Below are 12,838 nucleotides of genomic sequence, written 5' to 3'. Positions count from 1 at the left end.
TTTGAAAAGGGGTAATGCTCGGAACAACTGAATCTAGAACTCCAGATATAGGTCTTCGCGCATGCGGACGGCTAGGACGCGGAAGAGAGAATCGTTCGGCAGGGCTAGCCGCACGCGAAGGGAGGCGCGCGATTCCAATATTTCGGCGGTTTTCGATCCCAGTCCGCCGTTGCAATTCCGACCAATCCGTACGCGCAGGGTCTTTGAGGAGATCTGTGAGCAGGTCCGGCGGCAGATGGGTGCCGGGACGCTGCGTCCCGGCGATAAGCTTCCAGCTGAAAGAGAACTGGCCCTTCAGTTTGGGGTTAGCCGTACGGCTGTCAGGGAGGCGCTGAGAAGCCTTGAGATTGCCGGGATCGTCGGTCTGCAAAAGGGCGCCAAGGGTGGGGCGTTCATTCTCAAAGGGGATCTCGATCAGATCACGCGCTCAATTAGAGATCTCTTCTATTTGGGCCGAATAACCCTGGATAGTCTGACCGAGACACGTGCCCTGATTATGCAGACGGCAGTCGGCTTGGTCAGCCAGCGGCTAACGCCCGAGATTCTCAGCGCGCTGCGCGAAAACGTTGATCGGCTCTCAAAGCTTCCGCGCGCTAGTACCCCGCAGGAGCGCGTTGAAATCAGTGGTGAATTCTACGACTTGATCGGCAAGGCCACGCAAAACGACGTCTTGCAGGCCATTATCGCATCCTTGAGTGAAATCGTTCTTCAGAAAGTGGCTGAACGCCAGATGACTGCGATGCCGAATTTGCTGGAGCATCGCTGCAAGTTGGTTGAATTCCTGGCCAAGCACGATGTGGCAGCCGCGCAAGAGGAAATGGGAAGGCATCTTCAAGCATTGCACAAGCATCTGGTGAGAGAAGAGAAATTAAGCGGCAAGAAATAGCTAGTGTAGGAGTCTGGGTAGGTAATTTTCTTGCGTCTGAATTGGGAAGGATGTCAGCGGCTTAGCTAGGAGGTTAGATATGGTCGGCCCCTGGCACCATTATTTCTACCCACCAAATCTCGGTGGTTCGATTCCCGATATCACGCCACTTGAAGCACTATGGAACGCGGTGAACAGCCGCGAGCGACGCCCACACGGGTAGAAATCTGGGTAGGTTGCAAAGTCGAACGGGCATCCTACCCGTTCGATTGTAAGCGGAGCTCTGCGGCCCTTTTGAATGGCGCTTGACGCCTATTTTGTTCGCGTAACGCGCCGCCGCGGTTTCCATGTGTCGGACAACGCGTTGACGGCGGCTTCGAGCGCCTTCCGGTCGACGACGTTGGGATCGAACCGCTCCGGGCCCCAGAGGCGCATATGTTCGTGCTCTGGATGGGTGGGATCGCCGATGGCCTCGAGGTATTCGGCATAACCCGGCGCACCGCCGACGTCTTCCGGAGGACAACGACCGGCTGCCTCGAGCAGGAAGGGCAGGCCCTCCGTCGTGGTGTTGTTGAACCATTTTTCGAGCTTGATCACATGGTCCCAGCTGTCGCCGAAGTCATAGAGATAATGGATCGTCTTGGCGCCGGTCTCTCGAACGATATCGCAAAGCCGCGCGTTACGGGCATCCATGGGCTGGTGGCCGTAATCGTTGTGGGGATCGGGAATCCCCCAATGTGCCTCACCAGCGAAGAACTCGAAGAGGTGACTGTTCGTCCAGCCGAATGCCTCCTGAAGCGTCAGATGCAACCGATCAAGGCGCAGGGTGACGGGTACGACAAGGCGACGCATCACCTCCGGCTTCACGTCCTTGATTGTCACCTTGATCCGGACCGCGGTCGTGTTCAGGCTCATGCTGCCAGCCTCGGATCGTGAGCATGCATCGTGTACGTCGACGCCCAAGGGAGCAGTTCGTCCAGCCGCGCCGCAGGCCAGCCATTGACCAGCTTTGCGAGAACGTCAGCGAGCCAGCGCTCGGCATTGACGCCATTGAGCTTACAGGTCTCGATTAACGAAGCCAGGACTGCCCAATTCTCGGCACCCTCGTCGCAACCGGCAAAAAGGGAGTTCTTCGCATTGAGCTTGATCGGCCGCATCGCACGCTCGACAGCATTCGTGTCCATCTCGATGCGCCCATCATCAAGATAGAGCGTCAGGCCGTTCCAATGACGCAGCGCGTAACGCAAGGCCTTCGCCGTGTCGCTCTTCTGCGCGAGGTGATCAAGCTTGGCCTCAAACCACTGCTTCAAGGCTGCAGCCAGAGGTCGGGCATGCGCTTGTCGCCCCGCGCGACGCTCGGCAGCAGATCGGCCGCGGAGTGCCTTCTCGATCGCGTAAAGCTGGGCGATGCGCTCGAGAGCCTCGCGGGCAACCGGAGCTGGCGCTGGCGCAGCCTCGCGCTCGATCTTCACAAACTGGCGCCTCAGATGCGACCAGCAGAAGGCGAGCGTCCCGGACAGGGCGTCCGCACGCGTCTCTCGGGTCATGGTCTTGTAGGCCTGATAGCCGTCGCAGTGGATGATGCCGCGATAGCCCTCAAGCAACCGCAAGCCATGAACGGCGCCGCGGCCCGGTGCATAGGCATAGACCACCCCAGGCGGATCTGGTCCGGCCCAGGGCCTGTCATCGCGTGACAGCGCCCAGAAGTAGCCGGTTTTGGTCCTGCCGCGCCCCGGATCCAACACCGGTGCGGGGGTCTCATCGACACAGAGCTTCGAAGAGGCGAGCAGAAGCTGGCGCAGACGATGCCACAAGGGCTTCAATTCCTGGGCGGCATAGCCGACCCAGAAGGCGAGCGTGGAACGGTCCAGCGCTATTCCATGCGTCGCCAGCATCTGCGCCTGGCGGTAAAGCGGCAAATGCCAATGATACTTGGCGTCGATCACATGCGCGACCAGCCGCTCAGTGGGCAATCCACCCCTGATCAGTCGCTCGGGAGCGGCGTGCTGGAGGACGACGCCGTGACAGGCGCGGCAGGCCAGCTTGGGTCGGCGGGTGACGATAACGCGATACTGCGCCGGTACGACGTCCAGCCTCTGGCTCTCATCGTGACCAATCTCAAAGAGGTCGCCCTCACAAGACGGGCAACAAGTCTCCGCTGGCATCAGGGTTTCGACGATGCGCGGCAAATGCTCCGGAAGCTGACCACGGTTGGCTCTGCGCGCGGCAGCTCTCTTCTCGCAAACTCTGGGATTGGCGCGATCCTCCGTTGCTTCGAGAGCCGCGACGGCCTCTTCGATGTCCTCCAAAACAAGCTGTAGCTGATCAGCGTCCAGCTTTTCCGAGGATCGACCGAACTGCGCATCCTTCGCAAGCTTGAGCAACCCCTCCAGCCGGGCGCAGCGCTCCAGCAGAGCCGCGGCAAAGGCACGCAACTCGGCCGGATCGCTCGGCAGCTCATCAGGCAAATCACTCACGCGCCCGAGTCTGCCATGCTTTGTGCTCCGATGCAGCGAAGATTTGTATCTTTACGCAAGTGCTTACGGCTGCGGGATTCGAGGCGCGTGCATCCGCGTCCAATCCATGCCGGCCAGAAGCGCGGACAGCTGGGCGGCATTCATCCGCATTACGCCGGCCACGATGGGAGGCCATTTGAAGCCGCTGCCATCGAGCCGCTTCCAGTACATCACAAGGCCGCTGCCATCCCAGACGACAATCTTCACCCGATCGGCGCGCTTCGCACGGAACACCACCGCCACGCCCTTCATCGGGTCATGGCCCAGCGTCTCCTTCGCCAACAGCGCCAAGCCCTCCGCACCTTTTCTGAAGTCCACAGGTTGCGTCGCCACGTAAATCATGAGGCTCGCGGGCGGCGTCAGCATGAACGTGTCCGTCGAAGCGCCAAGAACACATCACTCAACACAGCAAGGCCAGACGTGCCTCGCACCTCCACTCGTGCCCCCTGGAGCTCAACCGTCACAACGGCTGCTGCCGGCGACCCGGTGGGCTCTGCGGCCGCCGATAGCGCCGATTCCGACACCACCGGCACGAACGACAGCGTGTCCGCCGAAGCCGGCAGCACCAACTGGCCCAAACGCGCCCGGCGCCGCCAGTCATGCACCTGCTGGGGCCGGCAGCCATGGCGACGGGCGACGTCGGTGACAACCGCCCCCGGCTCAAGGCTTTCCGCGGCAATCTGTGCCTTCAAATCGTCCGGCCACCGCTTGCGACCTGCGCCAGCATACACTTCGATACGCGGCGACAACGGTCGTCTTATGTCGTCAGAATGGTCGTCCATTGTGAGCACCCTTGCTGAAGATGACTCTTCTAACGGTGCTCTCAAGACTCCGCACAAACAATCCAAAGGGCCTCGGCGCTACGCTTACGTTCGATTTGTCCGTGGTTCGATTCCTGTAGTCGACGAATCGACGAATCGCGATCTCCATGCGCATCGCGTTTGCCGCGCAGAGCCCAGGACTGGGCACCTGCTGGATCGGGTTCTCGAAACTGCTGAACAGCAACAAGGCGCTGCTCGAAAAGCTCGGGGCAACCCAGCGTTCGAGATCGCCGAGGCCATCGTGGTCGGCTATCCCGTTGCTGATCCCACTGTCATGTACCATCACATACGTGATGTTTGCGGCAGCTCGCCTTGAACGGCTGACGTGATCCCGCGAACATGCAGGCAAGCCGAAGGTGGGAGTGAACCATGCCGGAACTGACGCAGAGACTTGCGGGTCACATCGCAGGCTATCATGACGCGCCGCTTGATCCGGCCGCGCTGACGGTCGCCAAACAATGCGTGCTCGACTGGTTTGGTGTGACGCTCGCCGGATTGGAGGAGCCGGTCGCCCGAATCCTGCGTGAAGAAATTTCGATCGACGCTCGTGGCCGGTCGTCGGTTGTCGGTTGCGCACTGCGCTGCGGAACAGCAGACGCGGCGCTTGTCAACGGCGCTACTTCGCATGCGCTCGACTATGACGACGTCCACCCGCTGATTGGGCATCCGACGGCGGCCATCCTGCCGGCGGCGCTTGCGGTCGGCGAGGCGGAAGGCCGCTCGGGGATCGACGTGCTGCGCGCTTTCCTAGCCGGTTACGAGGCCGCCGGCTTCATCGGGTCGCTGGTGATGTCGTCGCATTACGCGCGCGGTTTCCACTCCACCGCGACGCTGGGCTCGTTCGGTGCGGCTGCGGCGGCCGCATTGCTCATGAACCTCGATGCGGCTCAGGTCGCCACCGCGCTCGGCCTTGCCGGAACGCAGGCCGCCGGCTTGAAGTCGATGTTCGGCACCATGGCGAAGCCGTTCCATGCGGGCCGCGCCGCGGCCAACGGCGTGCTCGCCGCCCGGCTTGCCAAGCGCGGGTTTACCGCCAATACGAACGTGCTTGGAGTGGCGCAAGGTTTCATCGCCACGCAAAGCGATGCCGATCCGTCGAAAGATGCGCCGATGCCGCGGCGAGGATGCATGGTGGTCGATACGCTCTTCAAATACAACGCCGCCTGCTATCTGACCCACTCGACGATCGAGGCGGTCAGGATGTTGCGGGAGAAGTTGGCCTTGCGCGGACCGGAAATCGCATCGATCGAGGTACATGTGGCGCCCGGCCATCTCTCGGTCTGCAACATTCAGGCACCGCGAACCGGCCTCGAAACGAAATTCAGCCTGCGGCACACCGCAGCGCTTGCGGCTTGCGGCCGGGACACCGCCGCCATCGGCACCTACTCGGATCAGAACGCTATCGATGCGACGCTGAACGCCGTCAGGGGGCGCGTGACTGTCCATGGCGACCGGCCGCAGGGCCATGACGCCCATGTCGTCATCAAAACGCAGGGCGGCAAGGTTGCGGAAACCACTCTCGACGTGGGTATCCCCGATCGCGACCTTGGCCGCCAGGGCGATCGCCTGGCCGGCAAGTTTCGCAGCCTAGCCGTCCCTGTGATCGGAGACGCCCGGGCGGACCAATTGCGGCGCAACATCGCTGCACTGGAGACGCTTCCGGACATCGGGCCGATCATGGCGAACTAGATATCGAGCGGGATCGGGTATCCGCCATGAAACTTCATGTCGAAGCGGACATCGGAGGGACTGGACCCTATCTCCTGCTGGTTCACGGCTTCCTGTCGAGCCGTGCGCAATGGCGGGCCAACCTTGAGGGCCTGAAGACTTTCTGCCGTCCGGTGGTGGTCGAGTTGTGGGGGCACGGCCGCTCGCCGGCGCCGGATGATCCGCACGCCTATCGGGTCGGAACCTATATCGACGCCTTCGACGGTATCCGGCGCGATCTCGGCGCGGATCGCTGGCTGGTATGCGGCCAGTCGTTCGGCGCCGGCCTCACCATCCGCTACGCGCATCAACATTCGGCTCATGTAGCCTGCCAGATCTTCACCAACTCGATGTCGGCGCTGGCGGCTCCCGGCGAGCGGGACGACGAAGCAGGGCGGCTGAAGCGAGCCGATGCGCTGGAGCGGGACGGCCTGGCTGCGATCGAATCCCTGCCATTCCATCCCCGTTTCGCGACGCGCTTTCCACCCGGGGTCATGGGCGAGTTGCTGGACGACGCAGCGCGGATATCCCCAGCGGCTATCGCCAACGCGATCCGCTACACCGTGCCGCAATTGTCGGTGACCGATTGCCTGGGCGCGCTTAAGGTTCCGACGCTATTGATCAACGGGCGGTGGGAAAAGCCATTCCAGCCGTTGCGCACCCGCGCGGCCCAGTTGCTGCCGTCGCTGGCTGTCGTCGATCTGGATGGCGGGCATTCCATCAATATCGAAGCGGCCGAGCAGTTCAACGAAGCGGTAGCGCGCTTTGTCGGCGAATGCTCAGGGATCATCGACGGCAAGTGAAACGCACTTGCGATCGTTCCATCACATCCGTGATTCTATTCCTGAAACGCTTCATTCCGGTAGACGGTGCCCAGCGAGGTTGTCACAGTCGGCCAACGCAGTGCTTCCAGGCGCGCGTGAAAGAGGAGCGGGCGAAATGGACATCGTCACCGATCTGAAAGCGCGCGCGAAGCCTTGGCCGCGCGGCAACAGATTCGAAGACTTCGCCGTTGGACGCGTGTTCCGGCATCATTGGGGGCGAACGCTCACGGTCGCCGACAACACGCAGTTCGTGACCCTGACGCTCCACTACAATCCGCTTTATACGAACGCCGACTATGCGCGCGCCCATGGCCACGCCGATCTCGTGGTCTGTCCGCTATTGGTGTTCAATACCGTGTTCGGACTGACGGTCGAGGACCTCAGCGAGGGCGGCGGTCCCTTTCTCGGCGTCGACAAGTTGACCTATCACAGGCCCGTCATTGTTGGCGAAACGGTCTACGCGGAGAGCCAGGTCATCGCCGCTCGCGAGACCGATAGTCGTCCCGACTACGGCATTGTCACCTGGCACACCAAGGGCTTTTGCGAGAAGGGCGATCTGGTCATCGACTTTCAACGCACCAACCTGGTGAGGAAGCGCAAATGACAACATCATCCGAAGCGGCCGCAACAATGTCCGGCGATGGTCGCGGCTACATGACGGAAGAACGCATACTGATCCGCGACACCGCGCGCGAGTTCACGATGAAGGAAGTGCTGCCGGTCGCCAATCGGCTCGACCCCCAGCAGGGCACGATTCCCATGGAGTTGCGACAGAAGATGGCGAACATGGGCTATTTCGGCATCCGGGTTCCCGAGGAATATGGCGGGCTTGGACTGGGCGCGTTCGAATACTGCCTGGTGGCGGAGCAGCTCGCCCGCGGATGGATGTCGGTCGCCTCGATCATGGCGCGCGGCCAGGCTGGATGGTTGCGGCTGGGTGGGAAGCTGAGCCCGAAGAACGCCGACCGGATGCGGCGGGCCGCACGCGGCGAGTTTTTGCAGGCGGCTGCCCTATCCGAACCCGGCACCGGTTCCGACCTCGCCTCGATTTCCTGCCGAGCGGTTCGCGACGGCGATCATTGGGTGATCACCGGCAGCAAGTACTGGTGCACATTCGCCGATGGCGCCGATTACATCACGGTGTTCGCACGCACCGCTCCTCCGCCATCGGCGGAGAAGCGCTTTCTCGGGATTTCCGCGTTCATGATCGAGAAGCCGCGCGGCTCTCTGCCCGAAAATTGCGAGGGCAATCCGATCCCGAAGATCGGCTATTTCGGCTGGAACACCTATGAACTGTCGTTCCAGGGCACCCGGGTGCCGGCCGATGCGTTGATCGGGGAGGAAGGCAAGGCGTTCTACCTCATGGCACACGGCCTTGAAGCGGCGCGCGCGCACACGGCCGCCCGCTCAATCGGGCTGGCGCAGGGCGCGCTTGAGGACTCGATCGCCTATGCCAAAGAGCGAAAGCAATTCGGCATGCCGATCAGCGAATTCCAGGCCATCCGCTTCAAGATCGCGACCATGGCCACCAAGATCGAGGCCGCCCGTCAGCTGCTGTACTACGTCTGCGGCGAGATCGATCAGAACAGGCGATGCGACAGCGAAGCGTCGATGGTGAAATACTTCGCCTCGGAAATGGCCGAAGAAGTGACCTCGGAGGCGATCCAGATCCATGGCGGCGCCGGTTACACGAAGCTTCACGCGGTCGAGCGCTATTGGCGCGACGCCCGGCTGACCAAGATCTTCGAGGGTACCTCGGAAATCCAGCAACGCATCATCTCAGACAATCTGCTCGGCCGCTCGGTAACCGAACGCCGAATGATCGAGCAGGCGTTCGAGCACCTCCGGTAGGAGCGGTCCCCCATGAGTAACATCAGCAGCAGAACGTCGCCGGACAATTATTTCGAGAATTTCGCGGTTGGGCAGGTGATTGCCCACGCACGCGGCAAGACCGTCACCGAAATGGACAACGTGCTCATCACCAACATGGTGATGAATACCGCACAGGGTCATTTCAACGAGCACCTGATGCAGAAGTCGTCGGGCATCGCCGGCTTCGACACCCGCATTGTTTTCGGCGGAATCAATTTCTCGATGGTGATCGGGCTCGCCGCCCAGGACACCGGCGAGCAGGTGCTGCAGGAGCTCGGCATGGACAAGATTCGCCTGAAGACGCCGGTGCACCACGGCGACACGCTCTATGCTTTTACCGAGGTGCTGGAGAAGAAGGATGCCGACCGCGCCGATGCCGGCATCGTCCGCTTCAAGCATTACGGCATCAACCAGCACGACAAACTGGTCTACGAGGGCGAGCGCACCGTTCTGATGAAGCGCCGAAACGCCTGGGGCTCCCGGTAGGCCGGGCAAGCAGACAAACTACTCGAGATCGGAGAAACACCATGACGAAACCCGTACGCCCCAAGCGGCTCCGCCGCTGCCAGCTCTCGGTGCCCGGCAGCTCGGAAAAGATGATGGCGAAGGCCGCGGCCCTCGACCTCGATTATGTCTTTTTCGACCTCGAGGACGCGGTGGCGCCCGACCAGAAGAAGGCGGCGCGGGGCAATATCGTCAAAGCACTCAATACGCTGGAGTTCGGCCGGACCGTGCGCTGCGTCCGCATCAACGATACCGCGACCCGCTTCTGCTACGGGGACATCATCGAGGTGGTCCAGGGCGCGGGCGAGCGACTTGATCTGATCATGATCCCCAAGGTGCTCGACGCCGACGATGTCCTGTTCGTCGACAAGCTGCTTTCGCAGTTGGAGAAGGATCTCGGCCTCAAGAACAGGATTGGCCTCGAATGCTTGATCGAGGAAGTCGAGGGCATGATGAACATCGAGCGCATCGCGGCGTCGACGCCGCGGCTCGAAGCCCTGATCTTCGGGATGGGCGACTACTCTGCAAGTCAGGGCGTTTCGGTGAAGGCGATCGGCGGCTCCGGCGGATATCCGGGCGATATCTGGCACTACCAGCGCCACCGACTGGCGATCGCCTGCAAATCGTTCGGGCTCGACCCTGTCGATGGTCCCTTCGCCGACATCAGGGATCCGGACACTTATCGGGAGGAATGTCGGCGCGCGATGACGCTCGGGCTGGTCGGCAAATGGGCCATCCACCCGTCGCAGGTCGAGATTGCGCAGGAAATATTCTCGCCGACCCCGACCGACGTCGATCGTGCCCGTGCCATGAAGGCGGCGTTCGACGAAGCGCTCGCCAAGGGACTGGGTGCGGTGATGTATGAGGGCAAGATGATCGACATCGCATCGATCCGTATCATCAACAATGTGGTCGAACGCGCCAATCTGATCGGCATGTGATCATCGTCGCGGCGCGCGTCGCCGCATCATCTTGCAGGGGCACCTTTCCGATGTCGCATTCATCTGGTGAAGCCGCAAGCGGCGCCGCACCGGCAGGAGCACTTGAGGGCATCCGCGTGATCGATCTGACCCAGATGCTGGCCGGGCCTTATTGTACAATGATGCTTGCCGACCAGGGCGCCGAGGTCATCAAGATCGAACCGCTTGAAGGTGAGGGCACGCGCGCGGGCGGTCCCTTCCGGGACGACGACAAGCTGCAGGCCTATGGCGGCTATTTTGCCAGCATCAATCGCAACAAGAAGAGCATCGCACTGGACTTGAAGCGACCTGAGGGCAGGGCGCTTGTGCTGCGCCTGTGCAGGAGTGCCGACGTCGTCGTGGAGAATTTCCGCGCCGGGGTGATGGAAAAACTGGGCCTCTCCTATGAAACGCTGCGCCAGGAGAATCCGCGATTGGTCTACGCGTCGATCCGGGGATTCGGCGATCCCCGCACCGGGCGCAGTCCCTATACTGACTGGCCGGCCTACGATCCGGTCGCTCAGGCGATGGGTGGCATCATGGGAATAACGGGCCCTGATGTGGATACACCGCTGAAGGTCGGCCCCGGCGTGGGTGATCTGGTGCCGGCCGCGATGGCGGCCTATGGCATCTTGTGCGCCGTGCTGCGAGCGCAGAAGACCGGCGAGGGTCAATATGTCGACGTGTCGATGGTCGACGCCGTGCTGTCGCTGTGCGAGCGCATCGTACACCAGCGCTCGTTCCAGGGGACTAATCCGCGTCCCGAAGGCAACCGGCATCCGCTGCTGTCGCCGTTCGGGATGGTCAGAGCGCTCGACGGCTGGGTGACGATTGCCGCGCATTCGGACGAGTTCTGGAAAACACTGTGTCGCCTGATGGGACGCGATGACTTGATCTCCGATCCGCGCATGGCCGACCGGCATGCGCGTGTGGCCAATCGAGACGCGGTCTACGAGGCGGTCGGAGAATTCACCGGCCGTCACACCAAGCAACAATTGAAGGAACTGCTCGGCGGCAAGATCCCGTTCGGACCTGTCTATCAGATCGACGAAATCGCGGAGGATCCTCATTTCGCCGTCCGTGACATGATCGTCGAAGTCGAGCATCCAGGTTGCGCGACGCCGGTCACGATCGCAGGCGTGCCGATCCGCATGACGGCAACGCCGGGGTCCGTTCGCCATCGCGCGCCGCTGCTCGGCGAACATACCGATCAGATTCTCGGAGACATCGGTTGTGCAACAGAGGAAATCTCCAGCTTCAAGCAGGCGGGGATTGTCCGGTAGCAAGTGGCCAGAGCAGGACCGCGAAGTCTAGCGCATGCGCAGATGGTAACGCATGACTCGGAGAATTTCCTCGCGGCGTTCCTCGATCCGTGCCATCGGTCCACCGACGCCGATAGCCAATGGCGCTCGGTTGGGCTGATCGGGGACAATCATTCCGATGACGTTTGCACCAGGGATCATCTTACCCCGGCTTTCGGCAAAACCCTGGCTGCGAATGATCTCGATCTCCGCCATGAACTCCCGCTCGTGGACGCGATGGGCACTGGCTTCGGCGTCGGCATTGTTGCGGCGAACGATGGCGCGGACTTCGTCGTTGGGCTTCCGAGCCAGGAGCACGCGTCCAAGTGCGGCGCACGTCATCGGCCGCAAAATCCCGACCTGCGCCGCGAGCTGGATCGGGTACATGGCCGGTACAATGTGGACGTACTGCAGGCTGGGGCCATTCTGCAGGCCCAGCAGCACCGTCTCCCCGGTCGAAGTACCGATCGATTCCATGATGTCGGTCAGCGGACCGCTCTTGAACATGCTTTGCTGTATCCAGCTGCCAAGCACCGCGACGCGAAAGGTCGGCTGGAACTTCCGGGTTTGGGGGGTGTAGTCGAGATAGCCCAGATCGAGCAGGCTTTGTAGCAGCATCGTCGTGCTCGACTGCGGCAATCCAAGATCGCCGGCAATTTCACCGACGGTCGCGCCGCGTTTCTTTTCCCGGAAATATTCCAGGATCGCGAGCGTTCGCTCGGCCGACTTGACCGCCGATCTCTGTCCTGCCTTGCCCTTCGACGTCATTGACTGCGGCGAACTCTCGCCCTGTAAAGCCTGTCCGAACCGGGGATCTATACCTGATCCACGTTTAGCAGTCTGCTGAAAAACGCAAAGAATTGGCTGTTCTTTCTATTTTGCGGTCTGTTGTTGGGATAGCGCGCTCGGGAGTTTGAGGTCTGGGTCGGCTACGCTGCAACCATTTTGGGGATGCGGATCAGGTTATAGGCGATCAGATTGAGCAGGAAGTTGGCGGCGACGCGACCGATGCCGCGATGTTTGGTCTTGCGCATGGTGCCATGCTGCTTGCCCCATCCGAAGATGCACTCGACCATCGCTCGGCGTGATTGCGACATGCCGTACCCCGGATGCCGCGTGGTTCGTTCATCGATGGCGCTGTTGCGGGTCCTGCCGGTTTTGGTGACGGCCTGATTCTGCGTCACATGCGGCGTCACGCCGATGGCGCGAAGATTGGCGACATGGTCGGCGGTATCGTACGCCTTGTCCTCACCGGCCGTGATGCGGCGGCCCGCGGCTTTGCGCCTTGCCTTCAGCATGGTCTCCGAAGCCCGGCGTTCGGCGGTGCCATTGGCATGCGTGACCTTGCCGGCCACCGCCAGTCCATGCCGGTTCTCCATGGTGGCGTGGCCCATATAGCAAAGCCTGGCCTCCCGTCCGGCCGCCTTGCGGTAAAGCCTGCTGTCCGGGTCGCTGGTGCTCGCATGGGT

General features: G+C 61.8%; 14 protein-coding genes. 8 read left to right on the top strand and 6 right to left on the bottom strand.

Annotation, left to right across the window (positions count from 1 at the left end):
• Positions 1-61: 61 nt before the first annotated feature.
• Positions 62-886, top strand: coding sequence for a FadR/GntR family transcriptional regulator (locus G8O24_RS37450; protein ID WP_283815639.1), 825 nt, complete (start codon positions 62-64; stop codon positions 884-886).
• 291 nt (positions 887-1,177) lie between these two features.
• On the opposite strand, the gene G8O24_RS37445 is transcribed toward G8O24_RS37450, so the two are convergent.
• The 4 genes from G8O24_RS37445 to tnpA form a co-directional block, all read right to left on the bottom strand.
• Positions 1,178-1,780: a plasmid pRiA4b ORF-3 family protein gene (locus tag G8O24_RS37445; RefSeq protein ID WP_188107533.1), complete on the bottom strand. Its 603-nt coding sequence runs from the start codon at positions 1,778-1,780 to the stop codon at positions 1,178-1,180.
• Positions 1,777-3,342, bottom strand: coding sequence for an IS66 family transposase (tnpC, locus tag G8O24_RS37440; RefSeq protein ID WP_188107532.1), 1,566 nt, complete (start codon positions 3,340-3,342; stop codon positions 1,777-1,779). Before tnpC ends, G8O24_RS37445 begins: the two co-directional genes overlap by 4 nt.
• 63 nt (positions 3,343-3,405) lie before the next feature.
• On the bottom strand, positions 3,406-3,747 hold the full coding sequence (gene tnpB / locus G8O24_RS37435) for an IS66 family insertion sequence element accessory protein TnpB (protein WP_188107531.1): 342 nt from the start codon (positions 3,745-3,747) through the stop codon (positions 3,406-3,408).
• Entirely contained in the window at positions 3,741-4,163 is a 423-nt protein-coding gene (gene tnpA, locus G8O24_RS37430) for an IS66-like element accessory protein TnpA (protein WP_188107530.1), read from the bottom strand. The genes tnpB and tnpA overlap by 7 nt, the downstream gene beginning before the upstream one ends.
• A 408-nt stretch (positions 4,164-4,571) precedes the next feature.
• Here tnpA and G8O24_RS37425 point away from each other — a divergent pair, with 408 nt between their 5' ends.
• The 7 genes from G8O24_RS37425 to G8O24_RS37395 all read left to right on the top strand — a co-directional run bounded on the left by G8O24_RS37425 (position 4,572) and on the right by G8O24_RS37395 (position 11,351).
• Positions 4,572-5,891 (top strand): MmgE/PrpD family protein, encoded by a 1,320-nt coding sequence (locus G8O24_RS37425; protein WP_188107529.1) that lies wholly within the window; start codon positions 4,572-4,574, stop codon positions 5,889-5,891.
• 26 nt (positions 5,892-5,917) lie between these two features.
• On the top strand, positions 5,918-6,712 hold the full coding sequence (locus G8O24_RS37420) for an alpha/beta fold hydrolase (RefSeq protein WP_188107528.1): 795 nt from the start codon (positions 5,918-5,920) through the stop codon (positions 6,710-6,712).
• Between the two features lie 136 nt (positions 6,713-6,848).
• Complete coding sequence (locus tag G8O24_RS37415) at positions 6,849-7,337, top strand: MaoC family dehydratase (RefSeq protein ID WP_188107527.1); 489 nt, start codon at positions 6,849-6,851, stop codon at positions 7,335-7,337.
• Complete coding sequence (locus tag G8O24_RS37410; RefSeq protein ID WP_202988812.1) at positions 7,334-8,584, top strand: acyl-CoA dehydrogenase family protein; 1,251 nt, start codon at positions 7,334-7,336, stop codon at positions 8,582-8,584. Before G8O24_RS37415 ends, G8O24_RS37410 begins: the two co-directional genes overlap by 4 nt.
• A gap of 12 nt (positions 8,585-8,596) precedes the next feature.
• Positions 8,597-9,091 carry a MaoC family dehydratase gene (locus G8O24_RS37405; RefSeq protein WP_188107526.1) on the top strand — a complete coding sequence of 165 codons (495 nt, stop codon included), beginning with the start codon at positions 8,597-8,599 and terminating at the stop codon, positions 9,089-9,091.
• Positions 9,092-9,132: 41 nt separating this feature from the next.
• On the top strand, positions 9,133-10,050 hold the full coding sequence (locus G8O24_RS37400; RefSeq protein ID WP_188107525.1) for an HpcH/HpaI aldolase/citrate lyase family protein: 918 nt from the start codon (positions 9,133-9,135) through the stop codon (positions 10,048-10,050).
• A gap of 50 nt (positions 10,051-10,100) precedes the next feature.
• Complete coding sequence (locus G8O24_RS37395; protein ID WP_188107524.1) at positions 10,101-11,351, top strand: CaiB/BaiF CoA transferase family protein; 1,251 nt, start codon at positions 10,101-10,103, stop codon at positions 11,349-11,351.
• Positions 11,352-11,378: 27 nt separating this feature from the next.
• Here G8O24_RS37395 and G8O24_RS37390 read toward each other — a convergent pair whose 3' ends face one another.
• Together G8O24_RS37390 and G8O24_RS37385 are read right to left on the bottom strand one after the other, a co-directional pair.
• The gene (locus G8O24_RS37390) at positions 11,379-12,137 is read right to left on the bottom strand and encodes an IclR family transcriptional regulator (RefSeq protein WP_188107523.1); all 759 of its coding nucleotides are present in this window, start codon (positions 12,135-12,137) and stop codon (positions 11,379-11,381) included.
• A 161-nt stretch (positions 12,138-12,298) separates the two neighbouring features.
• Positions 12,299-12,838 (bottom strand): transposase (locus G8O24_RS37385; RefSeq protein WP_188107522.1); only part of this gene is annotated, 540 nt, incomplete at its 5' end.

The organism is Bradyrhizobium campsiandrae (assembly GCF_014529705.1).
Lineage (GTDB): Bacteria > Pseudomonadota > Alphaproteobacteria > Rhizobiales > Xanthobacteraceae > Bradyrhizobium > Bradyrhizobium campsiandrae.
The sequence above is the reverse complement of the archived record's forward strand: the minus strand, read 5'-3'. Positions and strand labels throughout refer to the sequence as shown.

Bases quoted from the DNA above. Each gene is read 5' to 3' on its own strand.
- G8O24_RS37450 (WP_283815639.1), top strand. From the start codon at position 62: ATGCGGACGGCTAGGACGCGGAAGAGAGAATCGTTCGGCAGGGCTAGC.
- G8O24_RS37445 (WP_188107533.1), bottom strand. From the start codon at position 1,780: ATGAGCCTGAACACGACCGCGGTCCGGATCAAGGTGACAATCAAGGAC.
- tnpB (WP_188107531.1), bottom strand. From the start codon at position 3,747: ATGCTGACGCCGCCCGCGAGCCTCATGATTTACGTGGCGACGCAACCT.
- tnpA (WP_188107530.1), bottom strand. From the start codon at position 4,163: ATGGACGACCATTCTGACGACATAAGACGACCGTTGTCGCCGCGTATC.
- G8O24_RS37425 (WP_188107529.1), top strand. From the start codon at position 4,572: ATGCCGGAACTGACGCAGAGACTTGCGGGTCACATCGCAGGCTATCAT.
- G8O24_RS37420 (WP_188107528.1), top strand. From the start codon at position 5,918: ATGAAACTTCATGTCGAAGCGGACATCGGAGGGACTGGACCCTATCTC.
- G8O24_RS37415 (WP_188107527.1), top strand. From the start codon at position 6,849: ATGGACATCGTCACCGATCTGAAAGCGCGCGCGAAGCCTTGGCCGCGC.
- G8O24_RS37410 (WP_202988812.1), top strand. From the start codon at position 7,334: ATGACAACATCATCCGAAGCGGCCGCAACAATGTCCGGCGATGGTCGC.
- G8O24_RS37405 (WP_188107526.1), top strand. From the start codon at position 8,597: ATGAGTAACATCAGCAGCAGAACGTCGCCGGACAATTATTTCGAGAAT.
- G8O24_RS37400 (WP_188107525.1), top strand. From the start codon at position 9,133: ATGACGAAACCCGTACGCCCCAAGCGGCTCCGCCGCTGCCAGCTCTCG.
- G8O24_RS37395 (WP_188107524.1), top strand. From the start codon at position 10,101: ATGTCGCATTCATCTGGTGAAGCCGCAAGCGGCGCCGCACCGGCAGGA.
- G8O24_RS37390 (WP_188107523.1), bottom strand. From the start codon at position 12,137: ATGACGTCGAAGGGCAAGGCAGGACAGAGATCGGCGGTCAAGTCGGCC.